Source organism: Bradyrhizobium ganzhouense, from assembly GCF_049949285.1.
GTDB classification, from domain to species: domain Bacteria; phylum Pseudomonadota; class Alphaproteobacteria; order Rhizobiales; family Xanthobacteraceae; genus Bradyrhizobium; species Bradyrhizobium ganzhouense.
Genome location: NZ_CP181318.1, coordinates 225159 through 250223, shown reverse-complemented (window position 1 = coordinate 250223; position 25065 = coordinate 225159). Strand labels below are relative to the sequence as shown.

The window sequence follows — 25065 nt, the reverse complement described above, 5'->3', positions numbered from 1 at the left end:
GATGTGTTGTCCTGGACGGAAGGATTGCACCGCCGTTATCCCGCCGCGCATACAGGCCACGTGGTTTCACGGGAATTGGACCTCTCACCCGCACCAAATTACCGCCCATTTGCGTCATCGCCGAGCAACGTTTACCTCACGATAGGCATGCAACCGGGCATTGTAGAAAATTAAACGTGGAGAAAGTCCTCTCGGATCAATTGTCGAAGCATTGACGAGGGAGCGATTTCGATGTTCCGCGTTTTTACCTGCCTTACGGCAGAGCATGATTGGCGGCTTGTCTTGCTCGCCGGTCTGATTTGCTTTGCTGCGAGCATCGTCGCCGTCAGCATCTTTCATCGCGCGATCGCATCGCGAGCCAAGAGGCGGCTGATCTGGATTGCGATCGCCGGCGCCGCCATCGGCTACGGAATCTGGGCCACGCATTTTGTAGCAATGCTTGCCTACGAGCCTGGCGTCTCGACCGGTTACGGCATCGCGCTGACGGCGCTGTCGCTCGCTGTGGCGATGATCCTGACGTCGGCCGGTTTTGGCGTTGCCGTCAGCAGCGCCGGCCGATGGCGCGCGGCTGCCGGCGGCGGCATCATCGGCGCTGGTATCGCGAGCATGCACTATCTCGGCATGTGGGCCCTCGAAGTGCCGGGCCACGTGACCTGGTCGCTGGGTCTGGTGTTCGTCTCGATCGCGCTTGGCATGGTCCTCGGCTACGCGGCACTCGCGGTCGCTCTGGGTCGTAGTGGCAAGTGGGGGACCTTCGTCGCCGCATTGCTGCTGACGCTCGCCATCGTATCGCATCATTTTACGGCCATGGGGGCCGTGCTGATCGTTCCGGACCCGACGCTGAACAACGATACATTGTTGCTTTCGCCCGCCTTTCTCGCCGTGGCGATCGCCGGTGTGGCACTGTCGGTGCTGGGGATGAGTCTTGTCGGCGTGCTGGCGGATCAGCACCTTGCGACCAGAACCAGCAGGTTCAAGGAAATCATCGGCCAGCTGTCGATCGCCCGGCAGCAGCTCGAAGGTTCGCAAAGAGAGCTCCAGGAGCAGAAGCTCAGGCTCGATACCGCCATCAACAATATGGTTGAGGGTGTTTGCATGTTCGATGCGGAGAAGCGACTTGTCGTCTGCAACGAGCGTTATGCCCGGCTCTACCAGTTGCCGCCGGAATTGCTGAGAACGGGGACACCGCACGCCGACATCATCCGGCATCGCGTTGTGAACGGTATCCTCAAGGGTGGTACCAACGAGGGCGCAGCCGAGCAATTCGTCTCGAAACTGGCCGCGTTGCCGTTCGACGCAGTCTCGAGCAGAATCGACGAGTTCGCGGACGGTCGGTTGATCTGCGTGATGCGGCAGCCAATGGCCGGCGGCGGGTGGGTGGCCACGCATCTTGACGTCACCGAGCAACGCCGATCCGAGGCCAAGATCACTCATATGGCGCAGCACGACGCGCTGACCGATCTGCCGAACCGGGTGCTGCTCAGAGAGCGGATGGAGCATGCCCTTGCAGTTACGCGCAATGGCGGTCTCGATCTTGCGGTGCTCATGCTCGATCTCGATCGCTTCAAGGAAGTCAACGACACGCTAGGACATCCGGCGGGCGATTCCCTGTTGTGCGCCGTAGCTGCGCGTCTGCGCGATTGCAGCACGGAAACCGCGTTGATCGCCCGACTGGGCGGCGACGAGTTCGCTGTGATCGACTACGTGACCAACCCGGCTGTGGAGGCCGCCTCCCTCGCCGAGAAGATCAGAAAAGCGCTTTGCGAACCCTTCGATCTCGGCGATCATCGGGTCACGGTGGGCACCAGCATCGGCATTGCCATCGCGCCGCGCGACGGCGAGGATTCCGACGTTCTGATGAAGAGCGCGGATCTTGCCCTCTACTCGGCCAAGAGTGGCGGACGTGGTGCGTTCCGTTTCTTCGAGCCTGAACTCGATCAGCTCATGCATGCGCGACGCAATCTGGAACGCGACATGCGGGATGCGATTGCCGGCGGTGAATTCGAGCTTCACTACCAGCCAATCTTCGATGCCGCGACCGGCGAAGTCCGCGGCTTCGAGTCCCTGCTGCGCTGGCATCACCCGGAGCGAGGTCTGGTCATGCCCGGCGAATTCATCCCGCTTGCGGAAGAGACCGGCTTGATCGTGCCGCTGGGAGAATGGGTCTTGAGGACCGCCTGTGCAGAAGCCGCCAAATGGCCTGCCGATCTCAGGATCGCGATCAACCTGTCTCCGGCTCAATTCAGGAGCAAGGAGCTTGTCCCGGTCATCATCGGCGCGCTGGCGAATTCGGGCGTTGCGCCGCACAGGCTCGAGCTCGAGGTGACCGAGACGGTGATCATGCATGACAGCGAAGCTGTGTTCGCAACACTCGGTCAACTGCGCGAGCTCGGCGTACGAATCGCGCTCGACGATTTCGGCACCGGCTATTCATCGTTGAGTTTTCTGCAAAGATTCCCGTTCGACAAGATCAAGATCGACCGCAGCTTCGTCAACGACCTGTCCAGCGCGAGCAAAGAGGCGCAGCATCTCGCGCGAGCCGTGGTTCGTTTCGCGGTCAGCCTCGGCAAGACGACGACCGCCGAAGGCGTCGAAACGAAGGAGCAGCTGGACATTCTCCGCCAAGAGAGGTGCGTTGAAACCCAAGGCTACCATCTCAGCCGGCCGATGCCTGCATCCAGCGTCGCGAAAATGCTGCGGCGAGGTGCCAGGCAAACTGTAAAGACAGCTATCCGCGCTGCGTGAGTATTCAGGCGGTCACTGCAGCGGCGGATCGCCCGAGGTGGGCTTGTTGGCGAGATCCATCTCGGTCACCGCGATCAAGATCTCGGCTCGGGTCTTGAGGTCCGGCGCCTCCAGCATGGTCTGCTCGGCTCGGCGCAGGGCGACATAAGCCCGTAGACTTATTCTAATTCTAATGTGGAGCGATTCTAGCTTCACTACTGAACATTTCTGACTGTTTCCGCTTCCCAAGAGCGCGCTTGCCAGCTTTTCCTGCGTCCGGATGTCGCAATTCCTTGGGGGCTCACATGTCATCGGACGTTTCCGCCGGTCCACTCACGTCGCAACTCGAACGCCGCCGGTATTGCGGCAGGTCGGTCTTGCTCGCAGCCACCGCTATATCGATCGTGAGTTCTGGCACGGCTTTCGCTGCGGACGGCGGCTCGAACGAATTGTTGCTGAAGAAGCTCGAGAAGATGGAGCAGCGCATCCAGCAGCTCGAGGGCGAGCTGAAGCAGAAACAGGATCGCCCGATGGCCGATGCAGGCGCAAAGCCAGCCGCAAAATCGGCCACAGTCAGGAGTGCCAACGCAGCTGCGTCAGCGCCTGAACCAAAGGACACGCAAGCCAAGCCTGATGTGCAACAGTCCGAGAAGTCGAGCAGGCCCGGTTCGAAAGAGTGGAGCGCCTTGCCGCCCTTACCGTCCTCACCGGATAAACCCATTCTTGGCCTCGCCGATTCTCCGGTCGCGGGTCTCAGCATCGGAGCATACGGGGAGATCAAGTTCGGCACGGTGCAAAATCCCGCCGCCGGCGGCCAGTGGCAGAAGGGGTTTGATGCGCAAAGATTCGTTCTTCTGCCGACCTATGCGATCACGCCGAACATCATCTTCAACGCCGAGATCGAATTCGAGCACGCGGGGGCAGGCTTCGACAACGACGACAAGCTGCACGGTACCGCCGAGATCGAACAGGTCTGGGTCGATTTCAAGATCATCGATCAATTCAACTGGCGTTCGCCGGGCGTCGATCTCGTCCCGATCGGATACATCAACCAGCATCACGAGCCGACGCAATTCTACAGTGTCGGCCGGCCCGAGCTTTACAACGGTCTGATTCCGTCGACCTGGAAGGTCCCGTCCAGCAGCGTCTATGGAACCATCACCGAGGACGTCAAATACCAGGTGATGGTCAGCACCAGCAACGAGGATTTCGGCGACTCGTTCGACAATCGCACCGCCGCAAAGACTGTCCCTCTTCCCGGCACGTCGTATGCCGCGGGCATCGATGGCATGAACGCGCTCGGGTTTTCGAGGCCCCCGCTTGGCGACTTCCAGCAGCTCAACAATGCGACCGCCGTGTCAGGTCGACTCGATTTCACGCCGACATTCTGGCCGGGCTTCGCGGGAAGCGTCAGCGCCTATTTCTCGCCGAATACGACGCCGCGCGGTGCGCATGATGATCTCGGCAACTTCCTCGGCAAGTCGAGCCTCGCGATGTTCGACGCCGAGTTCCGCTACCGCGTGCCTGACACGGGCCTCGAGCTTCGCGGTGAATATGTCCGCGTGGACTTCGGACATCCGGAGAATCTGCGTGCCAACAACGACTCCGACCCCACCAACAATGTCGGCAAGTCGATGTACGGCTATTCCGGCGAGATCGCCTATCACGTGCCGCTCGGGACCATCCTGAACAGCGAGTGGGAGGCGGTGCCGTTCTATCGCTATACCTATATGAACCTGCAAACCGGCGGGTTCGCCGGTACCGACGCCAATCTGCCGACCGGTCAGGGACAGCGGCAGTATCACACCGCCGGCTTTGCGGTCTTCCCCTCCCCGAAGATTGTGCTGAAGGCGACCTACCAGCGTGTGATCGACAAGAGCGCGACCGGCGCGCTTTCGGATTCATTCCTCGGCGGCGTCGGGTTCTTCTTTTGATGCCGACAGCGTCGCTTGGGACAACATTGCGAGGCCTGATGAGAGGGCCAGGAACGAGGTGACTATGAATTGGGTTCGATACTCCCTGCCGGCTGCAGCGATCTTGTCTGCTGCCTCTCCCGCCTATGCCGTTCGGTATCTGTCGATTGAGGAAGCGCAGAAAGAGGCCTTTCCGTCCGCGACACATTTTTCCGAAGTTCAGGCGGGCCGCGTCTGGAAGGCCGAGGCCGGCGGCAAGGTTGTCGGCTTCTTCGTGTTCGACCGGGTCGTCGGCAAGCACCTCTTCATCGACTACGCAGTGTCGCTGACCCCGGCGGGTGCCGTCCACAAGATCGAGATCCTGGAATATCGGGAATCCTATGGCGGCGACATCAGGAGCCCGAGCTGGCTCGGACAATTCGTCGGCAAGACCAGCGGCAGTGCGCTCAAGATCAACGGCGACATCAGGAACATCGCCGGCGCGACGCTGTCATCGACCCATGTCACCGAAGGCGTGAAAAGAATATTGGCAGCCTATGGCAATCGTCTCCGATAGCATTCGTCGCGCAAGGCCGCTGCTCGGCACCTTCGTGGAAATCGAGGTTGCGGGCGCTCGCAGGTCCGACATGGACGGCGCCATCGACGCCGCATTTGACGCCATTGCGCAGGTGCATCGGCTGATGAGCTTTCATGAGCCGGATAGCGACGTCAGCCGGCTCAACCGCGAAGCCGGCACTCGCCCCTTGAGCGTTCATGCGTGGACGTTCGAGGTGCTGGAGACCGCCGTCGAGCTGCATCGCCGCTCTGGCGGGCTTTTTGATATCACGATCGCACCGGCGTTGCAGACGATGGGGTTGCTGCCGCTCGTGCAGGGTAAGCCGGCGTCGACGCCGGTTGCGGGCTTCGCCGACGCGATTGAGCTGCTTCCGGACCACAAGGCCCGCTTTCGATCGACCGATGTCACCATTGACCTTGGTGGCATAGCCAAGGGCTTCGCCGTCGACCGAGCGGTGGCCGCGCTGCGCGATTTTGGCGTTCCAGGCGGCATGGTGAATGCGGGTGGCGACCTTCGGGCCTTTGGCGCGGAGCCGCGCGCAGTTCACGTCCGCGATCCCCGCGACCCAGGCCGATCGATCTGCCGCATCGACGTTACAGATGAAGCCCTGGCCTCAACGGCGCGTCGCGTCGAGCCATTCGAAAGCAGTGAGCCGGGCTGTTCGGCGGTGATTGATCCCGCAACTCAGAGGCCGGCAAGTCTGATCGACGGCGTCTCGATTCGCGCGCCCTCCTGCATGATTGCCGACGCCTTGACCAAGATCGTCATGATCTCCGGGACCGATGCGGGCCAACTGCTTGAACATTACCAGGCCGGCGCCTTGCTGATCCCGGCCGACGGCGACATTCAGATCACCTCCGACTGGCATCACGCGGTGCACCTTGCGGCTTAGAACATCATTTCGCTACGCAATCTACGCGGCGTTCGCGGCGCTGATTCTGACCGGCGCCGGTTGGCTCGTGGCGGACTGGCAGAAGGACGCTGCCGGCGACGAGGTATGGCAGCAGATCGCCGCCAATATGCTGATGATCCATGGCGGTGTCGCAATGCTGGCGCTGCTGCTGCTTGGCGCCCTCATTCCGGTGCACCTGTTGCGCTCCTGGCGGAGCGGCAAGAATGTCGTTTCCGGATCGGTCATGGCGTCGTTCAACGCCGTGCTGATCGCGACGGCGTTCGGGCTCTATTACCTGGGATCAGAAGCGGTACGGCCCTGGATGAGCTGGATCCACCTGGGCACCGGATTCTCGTTGGCCCTGATGCTTCCGCTTCACATCTGGCTGGGTCGACGGGAGCCACGGTAGCGTCCTGCAGGCCCGTGCTATTGCAACGGTGGATCGCCGCTGGTGCGCTTCTTGGCGAGATCCATCTCGGTCACCGCGATCAATATCTCGGCGCGGGTCTTCAAATCCAGCGCTTCCAGCATCGCCTGCTTCTCGGCGGGGCCGTAAGGCGACATCATCGCCAGAGCATTGACCAGCGCCTCGTTGGGCGCGCTCTCGACGCCTTCCCAGTCGACCTTGAGATTGTTGGCCTTCAGGAAATCCGCCAGCACCGTCAGCAGCGCCTCGCGATCGACCTCGTCCTCGCCCTTGCGCGCGGTGAAGTCGTCGACGAAGGCGAAGAAGTCCACCTTGCACTGTCTGTAGGCGGTCAGCACCCCGAGCTCTCCGATCACCTTGAAGCGCGCGACGCCAGTGAGCTCGAGGATGTAGCGGCCGTCGCCGGATTCGGCGAGCTGGGTGATCCGGCCGACGCAGCCGACACGGAACAGCGCCGGCTTGTCGGAATTTTTCGGCGAATGCGCCGCGTCCGGCTGGATCATGCCGATCAAGCGATGGCCATCGCGAAAACTGTCGTCGACCATCGCGAGGTAGCGCGGCTCGAAGATGTTGAGCGGCATCTGGCCGCGCGGCAGCAGCAGCGCGCCCGGCAGCGGAAACACCGGGATGATTTCCGGAAGGTCGGCGGGGCCGCGATATTCGATGTTGATCGGCATCTGGTCCCCGCTGACGTCGCTAGAGCACGATCCGGACCCGGAGGGCCGCGTTAGCGCAAAGTGCGAAGCGGTTTTCCGACAAGGTCATGCTCCAGCAATAACGACGTTTTCCTTATGAAAACAGGATCGTCGACAAGCGCTTGCGCCCCTCGACGGTCGCTTCGTCTGCACCGCCCCAGGCTTCGAAGAACTGCACCAGCTGCTTGCGGGCACCGTCGTCGTTCCATTTGCGGTCGCGCTTGACGATCGCGAGCAGCTGCTCGGTGGCGGCGGCCCGGTTGCCTTGCGCGTTCAGCGCGGTGGCGAGGTCGAAGCGTGCCTGATGATCGAGCGGATTTGCGGCGACTTTCTGTTCCAGCTCAGTGATGGGCCCGAGCTGTTCGGCCTGCTCGGCAAGGTCGATCGCGGCCTGCACGGCCTTCACGGCGGGATCGTTGCGCTTGGATTCCGGCACCATGGCCAGTGTCTGCTTGGCCTGCTCCATCGCGCCGGAGGTGACATAGCATTTGGCGAGGCCGGCAAGCGCTGCGATGTTGGTCGAATCGTACTGGAGCACTTCGGCGTAGATCTGCGCGGCCGCTGCGGCGTCGCCTTCGGCGAGAACGGCCTCGGCTTCCTGCAGAATCTCGGCGATGTTGGGCTCGCCGGGCGCAGTGACGCCCTTGGTCACCTTTTCGATGAAGGCATTGATCTGGCTCTCCGGCACGGCGCCCATAAAGCCGTCGGCGGGCTGGCCGTTGACGAAGGCGATCACGGCCGGGATCGACTGGATGCCCATCTGGCCCGGGATCGCCGGATGCTGGTCGATGTTCATCTTGACCAGCTTGACCTTGCCCTTGGCCGCCTTGACCGCCTTCTCCAGCGCGGGGGTAAGCTGCTTGCAGGGGCCGCACCACTCCGCCCAGAAGTCGATCAGCACCGGCTGGCGCTTCGATTCCTCGATGACGTCCTTCACGAAGGTCTGGGTGGTGGTGTCCTTGATCAGATCGGCTGCAGCCGGGCTCGCGCCGTTACCCTGGTCGATGATCGTCACGGGATCCCCTCGTCTGATGTCTGGAATGGCGGGTCTTTAGCACGTCGCCATCGCATATGCTTCGTTGTCGGCCCTAAAATTGGGCCAGGGCGGCCGAATTTCAATCCATGGCTGCCGATTCGGCGATTCCGGGGCGTTTGCGGGCGATTCGGCCGGGTTCGGGCTCATATTGGGGCTCCGAAAGCGAATCTATGCCGTCGGTAGCTGTTGCATTCGCCGCCCGCTTTTGGCATACGACAGCCGTTGCCGGCGCGTCACGCGACCGACACAGGATGCGGGTGTAGCTCAGTGGTAGAGCACGACCTTGCCAAGGTCGGGGTCGAGGGTTCGAGCCCCTTCGCCCGCTCCAATTTTTTCCCGAGCATCCAGCCAAATCAGGGCGGGCCGTGGTTTTCCACACCGCTGGCGGCTGGCTTTGGTCTCACATGACAATTCTGGTTACCGGCAGTGCTGGCCACCTCGGGGAGGCCATTCTTCGGACGCTCCGGCGTCGAGGGTTGCCGGCGCGCGGGATCGACCTGAAGGCATCGCCCTTCACCGATGCGGTCGGCTCGATCGGCGATTCCGGCTTCGTTCGGGCGCAGATGGACGGCGTCATCGCCGTGATCCACACCGCGACCCTGCACAAGCCGCATGTGGCGACCCACAGCAAGCAGGCCTTTGTCGATACCAACGTCACCGGCACGCTCAATCTGCTCGAGGCGGCGGTCGCCGCTGGCGTGAAGAGTTTTGTCTTCACCAGCACCACCAGCGCGTTCGGCTCGCAGCTCCGGCCCGAGGCCGGGCAGGCGGCGGTGTGGGTCACCGAGGATCTGCCGTCGGTGCCCAAGAACATTTACGGCGCCACAAAGCTGATGGCGGAGAACCTGTGCGAGCTGTTCTTTCGCGAGCGCGGGCTGCCGGTCGTCGTGTTGCGGACCTCGCGGTTCTTTCCGGAGGATGATGACGATCCCGCAATGCGGTCGGCTTACGCGCTGGAGAATGCGCAGGCCAACGAGCTGCTCTATAGACGGCTGGATATAGCGGACGCTGTGAGCGCCCATCTGCTTGCCGTCGAGCGCGGTCCGGAGCGCGGTTTTGGCCGTTATATTGTCTCGGCTACAACCCCGTTCGAGCCAAAACACCTTGCTATGCTGTCGCGCAACGTGGCCGGCGTCGTGCACGAGCTCTATCCGGATTGCGCCCAGCTCTATGCGTCGCGCGGCTGGCGGCTCTTTCCCGAGATCGACCGCGTCTATGTCAACGACCGCGCACGGCGCGAGCTGGGCTGGCATCCGGAGTTCGATTTCGCCCATGTGCTGCGCAGCCTGCGCGCTGGCACCGATTTCCGCAGCTCTCTGGCGCGCGAGGTGGGAGCGAAATTCTATCACGACACGCAATTTGGCGATGGACCGTATCCCGTCGCCAAATAGTCGCCGCTTTTGTCAATTCGCACGATGTTTCAGATCTGTGGCAGGTATCACCGCGCACCATCCGGTCTTGGCCGTTCTACTGTGCATGGGGTTGTTTTCGCGTTTTTGGATTGGTCGACCATTTAGTTGCCTGCAAATGAGGCGCGCGTCATTGCGATTTCGCGTTGCAGCGAGACCGTTGTCGCCGCCTTATTGAGCGCAACTGCAGCGCACGCGACGCGCTTCTCACCGCTCGCAGATGTGCTAACCTTTTTGCGTCTGTCAGTTCGACAGACTCCGGACTTCGCCTATTCGAACATCAAAACAAAGAACGTGCAGCCCTGACGGCTGCCTTAGGGGAGTGACGCGATGAAATTCCATCAATCCGTCTTGGCGCTTGCAGCGGTTGCCCTACTCGCAGGGACAAGCGTCGCCAGCGCGCAGCAGCAGGACAAGAACCGGGCTCTGAAGAAGTACGAATCCGGCACCAAGGACTTCTGGACCCATCCGCCGGATGACTGGTTCCTCGGCGACGAGACCGAGGCGCAGAAGGGCCTCGCGCCGCCCTCGGGTCCGCCGACCGGCGCCTCCGATGCCGAGCTCGCCAACATCATCAAGAAGGTGAAGCTGCCGGCGGGCTTCAAGATGGAGGTCTACGCCTCCGGCGTGCTGGCCGCGCGGCAGATGGCCTGGGGTGACAAGGGCACGCTGTTCGTCGGCTCGTTTGGCCTCGGCAACGTCTATGCCATCAAGGACAACAACGGAAAGAAAGAGGTCAAGACCATCCTCAAGGGGCTGAACATGCCCACGGGTCTGGCCGTCAAGGACGGCGCGCTCTACGTCATCGCGGTCGACAAGCTGATCCGCTACGACGACATCGAAAACAAGCTCGACAATCCCGGCGAGGGCAAGGTCGTCTATGACGACATGCCGTCCTATGCCGCGCATGGCTGGAAGTACCTTGCGGCCGACAAGGACGGCTGGTTCTACATTCCGTTCGGACCTCCCTTCAACATCGGCATTCCCCCGACCAGCGTCTCGCAGATCCGGCGCGTCGATCCCAAGACCGGCAACGCTGAAACCGTGGCGCTCGGCGTTCGCAACTCGGTCGGCGGCGACGTCGATCCGCGCACCGGAAAGTACTGGTTCACCGAGAATGCCCGCGACTGGGTTAGCGACGATCTGCCCTCCGACAAGCTGAACATGATCTCGAAGATGGGCGAGCATTTCGGCTATCCCTATTGCCACCAGGGCGACCTTCCCGATCCGAAGTTCGCCATGGGCCACAAGTGCTCCGAGTTCACACCGCCCGTGCTGAATCTTGGCGCGCACGTTGCTCCGCTCGGCATGAAGTTCTACACCGGCGACCAATTCCCTGCCGAGTACAAGAACAACATCCTGATCGCCGAGCACGGCTCCTGGAACCGTCACAAGTACCAGGGTGGCAACATCACGCGCGTGATCGTCGGGCCCGACGGCAAGAACGCCAAGAAGGAGGTGTTCGCCTCCGGCTGGATCGAAGGTGACCAGGGCTATCTCGGCCGTCCCGACGACATCATCCTCGCCAAGGACGGTTCGATCCTCGTCGCCGACGATTGGGCCGGCGCGATCTATCGCATCAGCTACAGCAAGAAGTAGCGCGACGTGACAGAGAGGCTGCGGTGCTCGAAAGGCGCCGCAGCCTCTTTCATTTCAACTTCGATGTCGTTCCGGATTGCGCGCCAGCGCAAGTCCGGAACCCATAACCCCGACTCGTGGTTATGGATTCCGGGCTCGCCTTTCAGGCGCCCCGGAATGACGCAGTCGACAGATCGGAATCCTCATCATGCGCCGGCAGTTCATCTCGCACGCAATCAGCGCGGCTGCGCTCCTCATGTTTGGCGCGCTCTCTGCAAGCGCCGCCGACAATCCTGCCGTCCAGGAGAAGGCTGCGGTTTGCTCCGGCTGTCACGGCGAGAACGGTATCTCGCAGACCGAGAACATTCCCTCGCTGGCCGGTCAGCCCGATCAATTCCTGCAATGGCAGCTCGTGTTCTTCCGCGCCGGCTCGCGCAAGAACGAGCAGATGCAGCCGATTGCCGAGGAGATCACCAACGAGGACGTCCGCAGTCTCGGCGCCTATTTCGCGGCCATGACGCCGCCGAAGGCAGCGGAAGACAAGGATCCGGACCTGTCGAAAAAAGGCACGCAAGTGGCCCTCGGCCGCCGCTGCGCCTCATGCCACACGGATAGCTTTGCCGGCACCAAGGCCGTCGCGCGGCTCGCAGGTCAGCGCGAGGAATATCTGGTCAAGTCGCTACGCGACTACAAGACCAGCCAGCGCGTCGGCGGTGGCGGCGCCGCGATGGCCGACGTCGCCTATCACATGAGCGACGAGGAAATCACCGCCGTCGCGCACTATCTCGCGTATTTCAAATAGCGCTGGGTGTAGTCGCAAACTCCACTGTCGTCCTGGACAAGCGATGCGCAGATCCGGGACGGTGAGTGAGTACGACTAGCTTGCCCGCTGCTTCTCATACGCCTTCAGATGCGTGTACGCGATGCGCAGTTTCGGCACCGGGACCTTGGCGGCATCGGCGCGTGCGATGAGGTCGCCGATCACGTGATCGGCCTCGACGGGAAAGCCTCCCTTGATGTCGCGGAACATCGAGGCCGTCATCGGTGAACCCTCGGTGGTGAGGTTGCCCTTCACGCGGTCGAAGAACGGACCGCCCGGCGCGTAGCCCGACGCGGTGGCGATCGCGCTGGTTTCATCGAGCATGCCGAGCAAAAAGTCCCGGCCGCCCGGCGCGGCGAGGATGTTGCCGACGGAGGTGCGCATCAGGCTGGTTGATGCGGCGAGCGAGGACAGGAACACCCACTTCTCCCACATGTCCTGCATAATGTTCTGGCTTGCGGCGGCGCCCTTGATGCCGCTCTTGAAGGCTTCGTCGATCGCCTTGACGCGGTCCGACAATTTGCCGTCGCGCTCACCGTAGTTGATCGACTGCATCGGCTGCAGCTGCACCACTTCGCGCTTCTCGTTCAAGGTCGCGGCGATGGCGCAGAGACCGCCGAGCACGCGCTCCTTGCCGAATTTCGCATCGAGCGTGTCGAGATGCTTCATGCCGTTGAGCATCGGGATGATCGCGGTGTTCGGGCCGACTGCGGCAGCGAACGAGGTGATGGCGTCGTCGAGGTCGAACGCCTTGCAGCTCAGCAGCACGACGTCGAACTTTTCCTTGAGCGCATCGGCCTGCACGGTCGGCGGATTCTTCAGCGTCACATCGCCATTCGGGCTCTTGATGACGAGGCCGTCGCTTGCGAGCTCGCTGGCGCGCCGCGGCCGGACCAGGAAAGTGACGTCGCGGCCGGCCTGCAACAGCCTGCCACCAAAATAGCCGCCGATGGCACCGGCGCCGACCACGAGGATACGCATGGGATTGTCCTTATTGCTTTTCTTCCGTCGTCCTGGCGAAAGCCAGGACGACACCAGAGAGTTAGCTCATTTGCTTATGATCCGAAAATCACTTCTCCAGCACCAATTCCTCGACCTCGCGCAATTGCTCCTTGCCGAAAAACATCTCGTTGCCGACGAAGAAGGTCGGCGAGCCGAACGCGCCGCGGGCGACCGCCTCCTCGGTGTTCTTGATCAGCTTGCCTTTCACCTCGGGCTCCTGGGCGCGGGCGAACAGCTTTTGGGCATCGAGACCGGAGGACTCTAGCGCCTTCGCTGCGACCTCGAGGTCGTCCATCTTCTTCGGCTCGCGCCACATGTGGTGGAAGGCAGCATCCACGTATTTCTCGAACACGCCCTCGAGCTGCGCCGCGATCGCGGTTCGCATCAGGTTCAGCGTGTTGACGGGGAAGTTAGGATTGAAGACGTAAGGCTGGACCTTGAAGCGCTTGACGAAGCGCTCGGTCTCGACCTGCTGGAATTCGCGCTTGTTCTTGATGCCGGCGAGCGTCTCGGCCGGTGACTTGTTGTTGGTCGACTTGAAGATGCCACCGAGCAGGATCGGCACATATTCGAATTTGACGCCGATGCGCTGCTCGATCGCCGGGATCGCTAGATGGCTGAGATAGGCGTTCGGGCTGCCGAAATCGAACAGGAACTGCGGGGCTGTGCGGGTCAAATTCGTTCTCCCTGACGTCACTTTTCGCCCATTGTGGCGCAGGGCGCGCCACAGGTCCACCGTTTAATGACGGTCATAATATCTTGACGATCAGATCAGGCGCCGGATCGCTTTCTTGCGCCACACCAGGAGGTAATAGCCCATCTGCAAGAGGAACATGGCGCAGAACACGATCGGATAGGCGGCCCATACGCCACCGAGGCCGATGGTGCGGCTCAGGATCACCGCGGATGGCAGCTCGATCGCGACAATGGCGAAGATCGATAGCAGCATCGGCGTCAGCGCAACGCCGGCGGCGCGCATCGCGCCGGAAAACGTTGTCGCAAGGCCGAACGGCACCGAGCTCCACAGGGCAATGAAGAGCAGCCCTTTCGCCAGATCGAGCACGGCGCTGTCGGTGATGAAGATGCCGAGCACGGCGCGCGGCATCAGGTAAATCAGTGTGACCAACCCGCCGGTCAGCACGAGGTTGAACGTCAGGCCGATGCGGACGATGCCGTCGAGCCGGCCTCTATCGCCGCCGCCGATGGCTTGCGCGCCGAGGATCGAGACCGCGATCGAAATCGACATCGCAGTGAACTGCGTGTAGCCCATCACCTGATTGACCGCGCCGTAGGCCGCGGTCGCATCCGAGCCGAAGCCGTTGACGAGGCCGAGCAGAACCAGCTCGGCGATCGCCATCACGACCATGCCGACCGCACTGGGCAATCCAATGCCGAGGATCTGTCCGATCACGGCGCGATTGAGCCGCATATGGCGCAGCAGTGCGACGTCCGGCGCGAGCGCGTGCTTTTTCCGCAGCAAGTAGACGGCCAGCACGATGAGCGTCACTGCGTTGGAGATCGCAGCCGCCCAGGCCGGGCTGGTGACGCCGAGCGCCGGCAGTCCGAATGCGCCACGGATCAGCATCGGCGTCAGGATCAGGCCGATCGCTGTCGACAATGCCAGCGCCAGCAACGGCGTCACCGCATCACCGACGCCGCGGATCATCGCCGTCATTAGCAGGAACACGAATCCGAGCGGCATCGTCAGCAGCATGATGCGGGCATAGGCGCTTGCCTGATCGAGAATGTCCGCGGGCGTCGCGAGCGCCATCATCAATGGCCGGCTGAAGAGCCCGCCGACCAGTCCGACAGATATCGAGAGCAGCAGGCCGACCGCGAGCGTCGTGGCGACGACAATTCTGATCCTCCCATGCTCGCCCGCACCAAAGGCCTGGCCGATCAGTACGGTGGCCCCGGTGCTCAGGCCCATGACGAAGGCGAACAGGAAGAAAAACACCGGGAAGAATGTCGAGACCGCCGCGAGGGCATCCACGCCGATCATCTGGCCGAGATAGACATTGCTGACGGTACCGAACAGAGATTGCAGCGCGTTGCTCAGCATCAACGGCGCGAGGAAGCGCAGGAAGCTTTTCCAGAGCGGTTTTGGAGCGGACATGGATGTGCCTTTCATCAGGGCGTGCAAAGCCGTTGCCGCGCGACGCACGTGCGGCTTGGCCGTCGATGGGGTTGTTGGAGAGCGGCGCGCGGTTTACGCGCGGTCGCTATAGGCGAGCTTGACGATGTGGTCGCGGATGTCGGCCGGCCAGTCGGCGATCAGTCCGGTGAAGCGCCGCCGGTCATCTGCAAACAGCGCACGCGAAGCTTCCTCGAACTGCGCCAGATTGCCGGCCATGGTCGACATGAAGTGATAGGCCGCATCGCGCGCCTGCCGCTCGCGATCCTTGTCGCCGCTCGCGCGCCGCGCCTCGTCGACGAGTTTTCGCAACGCGACCGAAGCGCCGCCCGGCTGCGCGCCGAGCCACTCCCAGTGTCGCGGCAGCAGCGTCACCTCGCGCGCGACCACGCCGAGTTTCGGCCGGCCGCGGCCGCGCGGTTCGGTTGGTCGAGCGGTCTCCTCAACTGGCGGCGGGATCAGCTTCGCCAGGCGCGCCAGCACCTCGCGGTCGCCGCCGCGCAAATCGAAGTCGATCGATCGGCCCGTGGCGTCCTCGAAGATGATGATGGGCTCGTCCGGCCGTGGCGCCACCCGCTTGACGACCAGCGCGACCTCTCCCGCCGGCCCGGACACCAGGCGACGCGGCCCCTGGAAGGCGGTGAAAGTTTTCTGCATTGAAATCATTGCCATATTGAAGACGTGGGCCACCTTAATATCCGGGTAAATTGCCAACGTCAATATACCCGGGTGAAAATATCCATCCGGATGGCTCGACATTGCGGTCCCGGGCTGGCACCTACGCGGCCGACCGACCACGCCCAGCCCTGAGGATCTCGCGATGCTGACCGTCCACCACCTCAATAATTCGCGTTCGCAGCGGGTGCTGTGGCTGCTCGAGGAGTTGGGCGTGCCCTACGAGATCGTGCGCTATCAGCGCCAGCCCGACATGCGTGCGCCGAAAGAGCTGCGCGCGATCCATCCGCTCGGCAAGTCGCCCGTCATCACCGACAACGGCAACACCATCGCCGAGTCCGGTGCGATCATCGAATATCTCATCGCGACCTACGGCAATGGCCGGCTGATCCCGCCGCCGAACACGCCGGAACGGCTGCGCTTTACCTATTGGCTGCACTATGCGGAAGGGTCCGCGATGTCGCCGTTGCTGCTGAAGCTGCTGTTCACGCTGATGCCGAAGCGCGCGCCGGCGCTGCTTCGCCCGCTGGTGCGCAAGGTCTCGAACCAGGCGCTCACCGCGCTGGTCAATCCGCAGCTCAAGCAGCACATGGATTATTGGGAAGGCGAACTGGGCAAGAGCGAATGGTTCGCCGGCAGCGAGTTTACCGCGGCCGATATCCAGATGAGCTTTCCGCTTGAAGCAGCGCAAGCGCGCGGCGGGCTCGAGCAGGGCCATCCGAAGGCGATGGCATTTCTGGAGCGCATTCACGCGCGGCCGGCCTATGCGCGTGCCCTCGAGAGGGGTGGGCCGTACCAGGTGGGGCGGTAAGTCCCCTCACCGCCCCGCGAGGACTTGTCAGTCCGCGTGCAGTACGCGCCCGCGCGTCTCCGGCAGCGCGAAGGCGGCGATGAAGAACAGCGCGTAAGCCACCACCGCGAAGATCGCGATCGCATTGGCAAGCGATGTCGACGCCGACAGCGCGCCGACGAGGAACGGGAACAGCGCGCCGATGCCACGGCCGAAATTGTAGCAGAAGCCCTGGCCGGAGCCGCGCAGTCGCGTCGGATAGAGCTCGGTCAGAAACGCGCCAATGCCGGAGAAATAGCCCGAGGCGAAGAAACCGAGCGGGAATCCAAGCACCCACAGGATCTCGTTGGTAAGCGGCAGCTGCGTGTACAGCAGCACGATCGCCATCGCGCCGATCGAGAAGATCAGGAACAGGTTGCGCCGTCCGATCCGGTCGGCGAGCCAGGCGCCGACGAGATAGCCGATGAAGGAGCCGATGATCAGCGTCGAGAGATAGCCGGTCGAGCCGACGATCGACAGATGCCGCTCCTTGGTCAGAAACTGCGGCACCCAGAACGTGATGGCGTAGTAGCCGCCCTGACAGCCAGTTGCGGCGAGTGACGCGAGAATCGTAGTCTTCAGAATAGGGCCCGAAAAGATCTCCCAGAGCGCAGGGCGGTCGCCGCTCGCGGCTTGCTTCGCGCGTGCCTCGGCAGCGATCTCGGGTTCGGTGACGGAGCGGCGGATATAGAACACCAGCAGCGCCGGCAGCGCGCCGATCACGAACATCCAGCGCCACGCCGTCTCCGCCGGCAGAGCAGAGAACAGGATCGCCTGCGACAGCACGGCGAGGCCCCAGCCGACCGCCCAGCCCGATTGCACCGAGCCGACCGCGCGTCCGCGATATTGCGGCCGGATCGCCTCGCCCATCAGCACGGCGCCCGCGGCCCATTCGCCGCCGAAGCCGAGACCAAGCACGGCGCGTGCGATCAACAGCTGCTCGAAATTCTGCACGACCGCGCAGACCAGCGAGAAGAACGAGAACCAGATGATGGTGATCTGGAGTGTCCTGACCCGGCCGATGTGGTCGGAGAGATAGCCGCCGAGCCAGCCGCCGATGGCGGAGGCCAGCAGCGTCACCGTGCCGGCAAGACCGGCCGAGGCCGCATCGACCTTCCACAGCGCGATGATGGTGCCGATCACCAGCGGGTAGATCATGAAGTCCATGCCGTCGAGCGCCCAGCCCGACGCGCAGGCCCAGAACGTGCGCCGCTCCGGCGCATTCATGTCGCGATAGAAGGCGAGAAGGCTGGTGTCTTCGATCTCGGCGCGTTCGATGCGCTGCGATGAATCGGCTGTGCTCATGTGCGTTCCCCCGGCAATTTTCTTGTGTCCGACGGTGGTAGCACGCGCGGCAGCCAGCGCAAGCCGGAGCGCGCCATCGTGCAATGCAGCGGCCAAGTTACTGTCCTGCGGCTTCCGCTCCGCGCGTACGCGGATCGGGCGCGCCAAGCGGTCCGTTCGGCGTCACGAGAATCGAGTTGGCCGAGGTCTGTCCCATCGGCTCGACGATGAGATGGTCCATCGCTTTCAACTCGAACAGCACATCGTCGGAAAAGCCGCGCTCGACGCGCACCTCGTCCGGCAGCCATTGATGATGCAGCCGCGGCGCAGCCACCGCGGCCGCCACGTCCATCTTGTAGTCGAGCACGTTCACGATCACCTGGAGCACGGTCGAGATGATGCGGCTGCCGCCGGGCGAGCCGGTCACCAGCACCGGCTTGCCGTCCTTCAGCACGATTGTCGGTGACATCGAGGACAGCGGCCGCTTGCCGGGCCCGGGCAGATTGGGCTCATAGCCGACGAGGCCATAGGCATTGGAGGCGCCGACGGCAGCGGTGAAATCGTCGAGCTCGTTGTTGAGCAGCACGCCGGTGCCATCGGCAACGAGGCCAACGCCGTAGCTGAAGTTCAGCGTATAGGTGTTGCTGACGGCGTTGCCGCTGCTGTCGACGACGGAGAAATGCGTGGTGTTGCTGCCTTCGGGCGGCGCGGGCGCGGCGGAAACGATCTCTTTCGACGGCGTCGCGCGATCAGTCGCGATATTCGCCCGCAGTTCGGCCGCATAGGTCTTCGCCGTAAGCGTTTCGATCGGTGCCTTGACGAAGGCGGGATCGCCGAGATAGCGCGCACGATCCGCATAGCCGCGCTTCATGGCCTCGATCAGCAGATGCAGCGATGCCGGTGAGCCCTGCTTCAAATCGGCGAGCTCAAAGCCTTCGAGAATGTTGAGCGATTCCACCAGCACGACGCCGCCGGACGATGGCAGCGGCATCGAGACGATGTCATAGCCGCGATAGGTGCCGCGCACCGGTGAACGGATCACGGCCTGATAGGTCTTCAGATCAGCCGGGGTCATGATGCCGCCGGCGTCGGACACGGCCTTGGCGAGCTTCTCCGCCACCGGACCCTCGTAAAAGCCGCGCGGCCCTTGCGATGCGACATTCGCCAGTGTGTCGGCGAGATCGCTCTGCACCAGCCTGTCGCCTTCGCCAAACGGCGTGCCGTCGGGCTTTGCGAAAATTTTAGCCGAGGACGGCCAGCGTGCGAGCCGCGGGTACCAGCCCGGCAGGGTGTCGGCGATGTCGTCGGTGACGATAAATCCGTCGCGCGCGAGCCCGATCGCAGGCTCGAGCAATTGCGCCAGCGTGAACTTGCCCGAGCCATATTTCTCGAGTGCGAGCGCCAGGCCGGCGACCGTGCCGGGCACGCCGATGCCAAGTCCGGAATCGCGCGACTTGGCGGGATCAGGCTTGCCGTCGGCTCCAAGGAATATCTGCGCCGTGGTCGCCGCCGGCGCGGTCTCGCGATAGTCGATCGCGATGTCTTTATTGCGCTCGGCGGAATGGATCACCATGAAGCCGCCGCCGCCGATATTGCCGGCACGCGGATAGGTCACCGCCATCGCAAAGCCAGTCGCGACGGCCGCGTCGACGGCATTGCCGCCACGTCGCAGGATGTCGGCGCCGACCCGCGCAGATATCTTCTCTTGCGCCACCACCATGCCGTGCTCGGCGGGGATCGCGTGCACGGTGTCGAGCGCCGGCGGGACATAGGCCCGCCGCGCATCCTGCGCGGTGGCCGATGCAAGACCAAACGCCAGAGTGGCGATGAGTGCGAAAAAAGTCCGCCGTGTCGAAAATGCCGCCATTATCATATTTCCGCGGGGCCTTCAGGCCAGTTCAAACGCGTTGCTATAATGCTATACGGATTGCGCTAAGAGAGGCAAAACTGTTTGTGATGAGGACAGCGTGATGACGACGATTGCCCCGGGGGCGTGCATGGGCGGCGCCTCGCGGACCTATCCGCCGCGCGCCGCTGTCGTCAGCTGGATCTTCTTCGATTGGGCCGCTCAGCCTTATTTCACGCTGATCACGACCTTCGTGTTCGCGCCTTATTTCGCCACCAGCATCGCGCCAGATCCCGCCACGGGCCAGTCGCTCTGGGGTTTTGCGATGGCAGCAGCTGGCATGGCGATCGCGCTGTTGTCACCCGTGCTTGGTGCCATCGCGGATGCCTCGGGCCGCCGCAAGCCGTGGATCGCTGCGTTCGGCGCGGTGCTCGTGCTGGCGTCCTGCGCGCTGTGGATCGGCAAGCCCGGCGATCACGCCATCATTCCACCGCTGCTGATCGCGGTCGCGCTTGCGAGCGTCGGCGCGGAGTTCGCCACCGTCTTCAACAACGCGATGATGCCGACCCTGGTGCCGCCGGAGCGCATCGGCCGTCTCTCCGGCACCGGCTGGGCCACGGGCTACATCGGCGGCATTGTCAGCCTCATCATCGTGCTCGGCTTCCTCGCCGCCAATCCTGAGACCGGCCGTACGCTGCTCGGCTTCTCGCCGCTGTTCGGGCTCGATCCCGCCACCCATGAAGGCGATCGTGCGGCGGGACCGTTGACCGGGCTGTGGTTCATCATCTTCGTGACGCCGATGTTCTTGTTCACGCCGGATTATCCGGCGAAGCGTCCGGTGCGCGAGGCGCTGCATGAAGGCTTGGCTGACCTGAAGCGGTCGCTGAAGGATTTGCCGCAACAGAAATCGCTCGCGGCATTTCTGCTCGCCAACATGATCTACACGGACGGCCTGGTGTCGCTGTTCGCGTTCGGCGGCATCTATGCCGCAGGCACCTTCGGCTGGCACACGATCCAGATCGGCACGTTTGGAATCATCCTCGCCATCGCCGGCACATTCGGTGCGTGGCTGGGTGGCAAGCTCGACGATTTCCTCGGTCCGAAGCGCGTCATCGCCGGCAGCATGCTGATCCTGCTGCTCGCGGTTGCCGCGATCCTGCTCGTCGACAAGGACAGCGTGCTGTTCGTCAAGGTCGCACCGCCCCAGCCCGGCGGCCCGATGTTCGCTGCCGCCGCGGAGCGCGCCTACATCGTGCTGGGCTGCCTGATCGGCGCGGCTGGCGGTCCGCTTCAGGCGGCGTCACGCACGCTCCTGATCCGCCTCGCGCCGAAGGATCGCATCGCGCAGTATTTTGGTCTGTTCGCGCTGACCGGGAAGGTGACGTCCTTCATCGGACCGCTGCTGATCGGCGTGATCACCGCGGCAACCGCCAGCCAGAAGGCTGGTATGGCCGTGCTGGTCGTGTTTTTCGTCACAGGGTTCGCGCTGCTGATGCGGGTGCGGGAGTAGCTCGTAGCCCGGATGGAGCGCAGCGCAACCCGGGACCACTGCCGCTGAGTTGCGAAACCCGGATTTCGCTACGCTCCATCCGGGCTACGCATGTGGTGAGGCTTAGTGCCTGAAATGCCGCGTGCCGGTGAACACCATGGCGATGCCGTGCTCGTCGGCGGCCTTGATCACCTCGTCATCGCGCATCGAGCCGCCGGGCTGCACCACGGCGGTGGCGCCGGCTTCGATGCAGGCGAGCATGCCGTCGGCGAACGGGAAGAATGCATCCGACGCCACGACCGAACCCTTGGTCAGCGGCTCCGCGAGCTTCAGCTCATTGGCCGCATCCTGCGCCTTGCGAGCGGCGATCCGCGCTGAATCCACGCGGCTCATCTGGCCTGCGCCGATACCGACGGTGGCGAGATCCTTGGCGTAGATGATGGTGTTCGACTTGACGTGTTTTGCGACCCGGAACGCGAATTTGAGGTCGCGCATCTCGGCATCGGTCGGCGCACGCTTGGTCACGACCTTGAAGGTCATGTCGTCGACAACAGCGTTGTCGCGGCTCTGTACGAGCAGGCCACCGGCCACGGTCTTGGCGGTGAGGCCCGGTGCGCGCGGGTCCGGCAGGCCGCCGGCGAGCAACAGACGAAGGTTCTTGCGCGCGCCGATGATGGCGATCGCTTCCTCGCTGGCGTCGGGTGCGATGATCACCTCGGTGAAGATTTTCGTGATCTCGCGCGCGGTGTCGGCGTCGAGCGCGCGGTTCATCGCGATGATACCGCCGAAGGCCGAGGTGGAATCGCAAGCGAGCGCCTTGCGATAGGCGTCGACGAGGTTCGCGCCTTCGGCAACGCCGCAGGGGTTGGCGTGCTTGACGATGACGCAGGCCGCGGTGCGCTTGGTGTCGAACTCGCCGATGCACTCATAGGCGGCGTCGGTGTCGTTGATGTTGTTGTAGGAGAGCTCCTTGCCTTGCAGCTGCCGCGCGGTCGAGACGCCCGGTCGCTTGTCGGGCGTCGCATAGAACGCCGCGGTCTGGTGCGGGTTCTCGCCGTAGCGTAGCGACTGAATCAATTTGCCGCCGAAGGCCCGGAAATCGGGCGCATCGATTTCGAGCTGGCGGTTGAACCAGTTCGAGATCGCAGCGTCATAGGCTGCGGTGCGCGCATAGGCCTTCGCGGCAAGGCGCCGGCGCAGCTTCAGCGTGGTCGCGCCCTTGTTGGCGGCGAGCTCGTCGAGCACGGCCTTGTAATCGTCTGCCTCGACCACGACGGCGACGTCGTCATGGTTCTTGGCGGCGGCGCGGATCATCGCGGGGCCACCGATATCGATGTTCTCGATGCAATCCTCGAAGCCCGCGCCTTTGTCGACGGTCGCCTCGAACGGATAGAGGTTGACGACGAGGAGGTCGATCGGCGCGATCCCGTGCGCCTTCATTGCTTCGGCGTGCTCCTTGTTGTCGCGGATCGCGAGCAGGCCGCCATGCACCTTCGGATGCAGCGTCTTGACGCGGCCGTCCATCATCTCGGGGAAGCCGGTGAGGTCGGAGACGTCCTTCACCTTGAGGCCGGCGGCGGCGATCGCTTTCGCAGTGCCGCCGGTCGAGACCAGCTCGACATCATGTGCGGCAAGCGCCTTGGCGAATTCGATCAGGCCGGTTTTGTCGGAGACGGAGAGCAGGGCGCGGGTGACGCGGCGGGGATGGTCAGTCATGAGCAAGATCCTCTGTCTTAAGGAGTGTCTATGCCCAGGCGCGCGGCGGATATGTGTCGCGCTTCCCGATGGTGCTCCATCCAAGGTCGCCAGTCGCGCGAACGAGCGCTCGATAGCAGTTTTCAAGGCCATTCACAACGATCAGATAGGGCCGAATCGCAGCTCTTTACAGCGGAAGTTCCGGCTCTCGCCGCGCGTTGCGGCGGGCATTGGTGACCGCCGGCGAGGCGGTGGAGCGGACAAAACTCCAGCGGATCGAGGGCGCCTGGCGGGCGTCTTGGCGGATCACGATCTGCGCGGTGCGGCGGGGGCCATCATTGCCGGCCAGGAACACGCTGTCCTCGAGATCGACCTTGTCGTCGAGCGCCTCGAAGGTCCAGACGTCGCGGTTCGGCAGCACCAGCATGACGCCGCGGGCATCCGACAGCCGGCTCGCCTTCACGGCGGGATGCAGATGGAAGCGCAGCGCGAAATCGGCATCGGCGCCCTTGAGGCGCGCGCCCTGCGGCGGCGACAGTGTGTCTTCGCCGTCGATCCGCGCGCCGTCATTGGCCATCATCAACACGCGGCGATGGACCACGCCGAACTTGGCGAGATAGCCGTCATGCGAGGTCGTGAGCAGCGTGCCCTCCTGCACGATTTCGCGATAGCTCTCGACCTCATGGGGGCCGCTGGTGATCGGAGCGCCGTGCAGCAGCCGCTTCATCGCCGACATCTCGACGAACTGGCAGGACGACGTCTCGTGATAAGTCAGCGTCGAATGCGCCGCGGTGCCGCGCGCGAACGGCCGCCAATTGTCGCGGCCCGTAGTCGGCATGCCGCAATTGGTGACGATGCGGCTGATGCCGGAGGATAGCTCGAACGACAGGCAGCCGGCATGCGCGTCGTGGCTGACGCCAGGCGGCGGCGGCGGGCCGGTGTCGATGATCAGCGTGGTCGGGCCGGCATCGAGGCGCTGGAAGCCGGTGTGCGGCATGTTCGCCATCGGCGCGCCATGGGCGTCGTCATAGGCGAGCAGCGTAGCCAGCAGATCCGACGGCGTCGCGCTCATGCCGTTGAACAGGGCGAAATTACCGTCGCCATGCCGGAAGAAGCGCAGCATCGGCATCATGCGGTCGATCGCATTGAGCAGCGCCGGTGGCGGCGCGATGTTGCGCGCGGCAAAGGTCTGCCGCAGCGGCAACAGGTCGATCAGCAGCTCGATCAGCGCGCCCGGGTTGCGCGAGATGTGGCCGCCGTCGGGGAGAATCTGCCGCTGCAATTCGTCGGAGAGCTTTTTCGACGCGCTGCGGATGTGACGGGCCTGGTTGGCGAGGCAGAGCGTTGTGTAGCACAGCGCGATCTGCACCTGGAGCTTCGGCACCCCGTCAGGAATGTTGACCATGGTGAAGCGCAGGAAGCGGATCTCGCGCGCGAGTGCGCGCAAGTAACGGCGGTAGAATTTGTTGTCGGTGTCGTTGAGCACTAGCGGCGCCTGCGACAGCAGCGAGATCACGCGCCGCGCCAGCACATCCGCGCGGCGGGCGACGGGCCGGCGCTTGTTGGCGGGGTTGCTGATCCAGTCCTCGACCAGCGCACGCGCATTCGCTCGGGTCAGCGCGGTGTCGGCGGCGCGCAGATGCCGCAGCCAACCGAAGCCGAGCAGCGCGACCTCCCAATCCTCCGAGGGCGGATCGAGATCGAAGATCGAGCGGCCGTGGCAGTTGACGATCTTGCCGGCGAACACGAAGCGCCCGGCATAGATCTCGGCGGCGCGCGTCGCATCCGCGGTGCGCAGATCATGCGGCGCGATGATCAGCCGATCGGTGCGGCCGGGCCAGACCCGCGACAGCGCAACGGAGCCGCCGCTCGCGCGCGCGAGCATGTTCCGCGCGAAGCGGTTCATCACCAGCGTCGAGATACGTCTGCGTTTAGCGACCGACACGCCTTGCCTTGAAGGGGGAGAGGATTCCGACGAATCCTTATTAATCCCAAAATCGGACCGCGGACACCACCTTGAAAGACCCCGAATCAGGGTCGCTTCGGGAAAAACCGGTGCAA

20 protein-coding genes, 1 tRNA gene, 1 pseudogene and 1 riboswitch are annotated in these 25065 nt (G+C 63.5%); of the genes and pseudogenes, 11 read left to right on the top strand and 11 right to left on the bottom strand.

The features are described 5' to 3' along the window. Positions 1-231: 231 nt before the first annotated feature. The gene (locus ACLFLU_RS01185) at positions 232-2745 is read left to right on the top strand and encodes an EAL domain-containing protein (protein WP_426410558.1); all 2514 of its coding nucleotides are present in this window, start codon (positions 232-234) and stop codon (positions 2743-2745) included. Positions 2746-2757: 12 nt separating this feature from the next. Here ACLFLU_RS01185 and ACLFLU_RS01180 read toward each other — a convergent pair. Continuing rightward, positions 2758-2871: pseudogene (locus ACLFLU_RS01180) on the bottom strand (LON peptidase substrate-binding domain-containing protein); the annotation flags it as partial. A 230-nt stretch (positions 2872-3101) separates the two neighbouring features. Here ACLFLU_RS01180 and ACLFLU_RS01175 point away from each other — a divergent pair. From ACLFLU_RS01175 to ACLFLU_RS01160, 4 genes are all read left to right on the top strand, one after another. Next, positions 3102-4658 carry a hypothetical protein gene (locus tag ACLFLU_RS01175; RefSeq protein ID WP_426410557.1) on the top strand — a complete coding sequence of 519 codons (1557 nt, stop codon included), beginning with the start codon at positions 3102-3104 and terminating at the stop codon, positions 4656-4658. A gap of 64 nt (positions 4659-4722) precedes the next feature. Further along, positions 4723-5193, top strand: a complete 471-nt coding sequence (locus ACLFLU_RS01170) for an FMN-binding protein (RefSeq protein ID WP_426410556.1) — start codon at positions 4723-4725, stop codon at positions 5191-5193. A gap of 70 nt (positions 5194-5263) precedes the next feature. Next, positions 5264-6085: an FAD:protein FMN transferase gene (locus tag ACLFLU_RS01165; RefSeq protein WP_426410555.1), complete on the top strand. Its 822-nt coding sequence runs from the start codon at positions 5264-5266 to the stop codon at positions 6083-6085. Continuing rightward, the gene (locus ACLFLU_RS01160) at positions 6075-6494 is read left to right on the top strand and encodes a hypothetical protein (protein WP_426410554.1); all 420 of its coding nucleotides are present in this window, start codon (positions 6075-6077) and stop codon (positions 6492-6494) included. The genes ACLFLU_RS01165 and ACLFLU_RS01160 overlap by 11 nt, the downstream gene beginning before the upstream one ends. 17 nt (positions 6495-6511) lie before the next feature. On the opposite strand, the gene ACLFLU_RS01155 is transcribed toward ACLFLU_RS01160, so the two are convergent. Both ACLFLU_RS01155 and trxA read right to left on the bottom strand, forming a co-directional pair. Then, a complete protein-coding gene (locus tag ACLFLU_RS01155; protein WP_426410553.1) occupies positions 6512-7189 on the bottom strand; it encodes an LON peptidase substrate-binding domain-containing protein in 678 nt (225 codons plus the stop codon). A 112-nt stretch (positions 7190-7301) separates the two neighbouring features. Continuing rightward, a complete protein-coding gene (gene trxA, locus ACLFLU_RS01150; protein WP_426410552.1) occupies positions 7302-8222 on the bottom strand; it encodes a thioredoxin in 921 nt (306 codons plus the stop codon). Between the two features lie 274 nt (positions 8223-8496). Here trxA and ACLFLU_RS01145 point away from each other — a divergent pair. The 4 genes from ACLFLU_RS01145 to ACLFLU_RS01130 all read left to right on the top strand — a co-directional run bounded on the left by ACLFLU_RS01145 (position 8497) and on the right by ACLFLU_RS01130 (position 12032). After that, positions 8497-8571: transfer RNA gene (locus tag ACLFLU_RS01145), tRNA-Gly, on the top strand. A 76-nt stretch (positions 8572-8647) separates the two neighbouring features. Beyond that, on the top strand, positions 8648-9634 hold the full coding sequence (locus ACLFLU_RS01140; RefSeq protein ID WP_426410551.1) for an NAD-dependent epimerase/dehydratase family protein: 987 nt from the start codon (positions 8648-8650) through the stop codon (positions 9632-9634). Between the two features lie 348 nt (positions 9635-9982). Beyond that, the gene (locus ACLFLU_RS01135) at positions 9983-11251 is read left to right on the top strand and encodes a PQQ-dependent sugar dehydrogenase (RefSeq protein ID WP_426410550.1); all 1269 of its coding nucleotides are present in this window, start codon (positions 9983-9985) and stop codon (positions 11249-11251) included. 187 nt (positions 11252-11438) lie between these two features. Beyond that, positions 11439-12032 carry a c-type cytochrome gene (locus tag ACLFLU_RS01130; protein WP_426410549.1) on the top strand — a complete coding sequence of 198 codons (594 nt, stop codon included), beginning with the start codon at positions 11439-11441 and terminating at the stop codon, positions 12030-12032. 75 nt (positions 12033-12107) lie between these two features. Here ACLFLU_RS01130 and panE read toward each other — a convergent pair whose 3' ends face one another. The 4 genes from panE to ACLFLU_RS01110 all read right to left on the bottom strand — a co-directional run bounded on the left by panE (position 12108) and on the right by ACLFLU_RS01110 (position 15858). Next, positions 12108-13031, bottom strand: a complete 924-nt coding sequence (gene panE, locus ACLFLU_RS01125) for a 2-dehydropantoate 2-reductase (protein ID WP_426410548.1) — start codon at positions 13029-13031, stop codon at positions 12108-12110. A gap of 88 nt (positions 13032-13119) precedes the next feature. Next, positions 13120-13728: a 2-hydroxychromene-2-carboxylate isomerase gene (locus tag ACLFLU_RS01120; protein WP_426410547.1), complete on the bottom strand. Its 609-nt coding sequence runs from the start codon at positions 13726-13728 to the stop codon at positions 13120-13122. A gap of 90 nt (positions 13729-13818) precedes the next feature. After that, the gene (locus ACLFLU_RS01115; protein ID WP_426410546.1) at positions 13819-15168 is read right to left on the bottom strand and encodes an MATE family efflux transporter; all 1350 of its coding nucleotides are present in this window, start codon (positions 15166-15168) and stop codon (positions 13819-13821) included. A 93-nt stretch (positions 15169-15261) separates the two neighbouring features. After that, positions 15262-15858: a DUF2239 family protein gene (locus ACLFLU_RS01110; protein ID WP_426410545.1), complete on the bottom strand. Its 597-nt coding sequence runs from the start codon at positions 15856-15858 to the stop codon at positions 15262-15264. A gap of 148 nt (positions 15859-16006) precedes the next feature. Between ACLFLU_RS01110 and ACLFLU_RS01105 the strand changes: the two genes are divergently transcribed. Then, positions 16007-16672, top strand: coding sequence for a glutathione S-transferase family protein (locus ACLFLU_RS01105; RefSeq protein ID WP_426410544.1), 666 nt, complete (start codon positions 16007-16009; stop codon positions 16670-16672). Between the two features lie 27 nt (positions 16673-16699). Here ACLFLU_RS01105 and ACLFLU_RS01100 read toward each other — a convergent pair whose 3' ends face one another. Together ACLFLU_RS01100 and ggt are read right to left on the bottom strand one after the other, a co-directional pair. Then, positions 16700-17995, bottom strand: a complete 1296-nt coding sequence (locus tag ACLFLU_RS01100) for an MFS transporter (protein WP_426410543.1) — start codon at positions 17993-17995, stop codon at positions 16700-16702. A 97-nt stretch (positions 17996-18092) separates the two neighbouring features. Further along, positions 18093-19841, bottom strand: coding sequence for a gamma-glutamyltransferase (gene ggt, locus ACLFLU_RS01095; RefSeq protein ID WP_426410542.1), 1749 nt, complete (start codon positions 19839-19841; stop codon positions 18093-18095). A 103-nt stretch (positions 19842-19944) separates the two neighbouring features. Between ggt and ACLFLU_RS01090 the strand changes: the two genes are divergently transcribed. Next, positions 19945-21330 carry an MFS transporter gene (locus ACLFLU_RS01090; protein ID WP_426410541.1) on the top strand — a complete coding sequence of 462 codons (1386 nt, stop codon included), beginning with the start codon at positions 19945-19947 and terminating at the stop codon, positions 21328-21330. Between the two features lie 102 nt (positions 21331-21432). Here the strand turns inward: ACLFLU_RS01090 and purH are convergent, their stop codons facing one another. Together purH and ACLFLU_RS01080 are read right to left on the bottom strand one after the other, a co-directional pair. Next, a complete protein-coding gene (gene purH / locus ACLFLU_RS01085) occupies positions 21433-23025 on the bottom strand; it encodes a bifunctional phosphoribosylaminoimidazolecarboxamide formyltransferase/IMP cyclohydrolase (protein ID WP_426410540.1) in 1593 nt (530 codons plus the stop codon). A 25-nt stretch (positions 23026-23050) separates the two neighbouring features. After that, positions 23051-23132, bottom strand: a riboswitch (ZMP/ZTP riboswitch). 59 nt (positions 23133-23191) lie between these two features. Then, on the bottom strand, positions 23192-24910 hold the full coding sequence (locus ACLFLU_RS01080; RefSeq protein ID WP_426414188.1) for a heparinase II/III family protein: 1719 nt from the start codon (positions 24908-24910) through the stop codon (positions 23192-23194). Between the last annotated feature and the right edge of the window lie 155 nt (positions 24911-25065).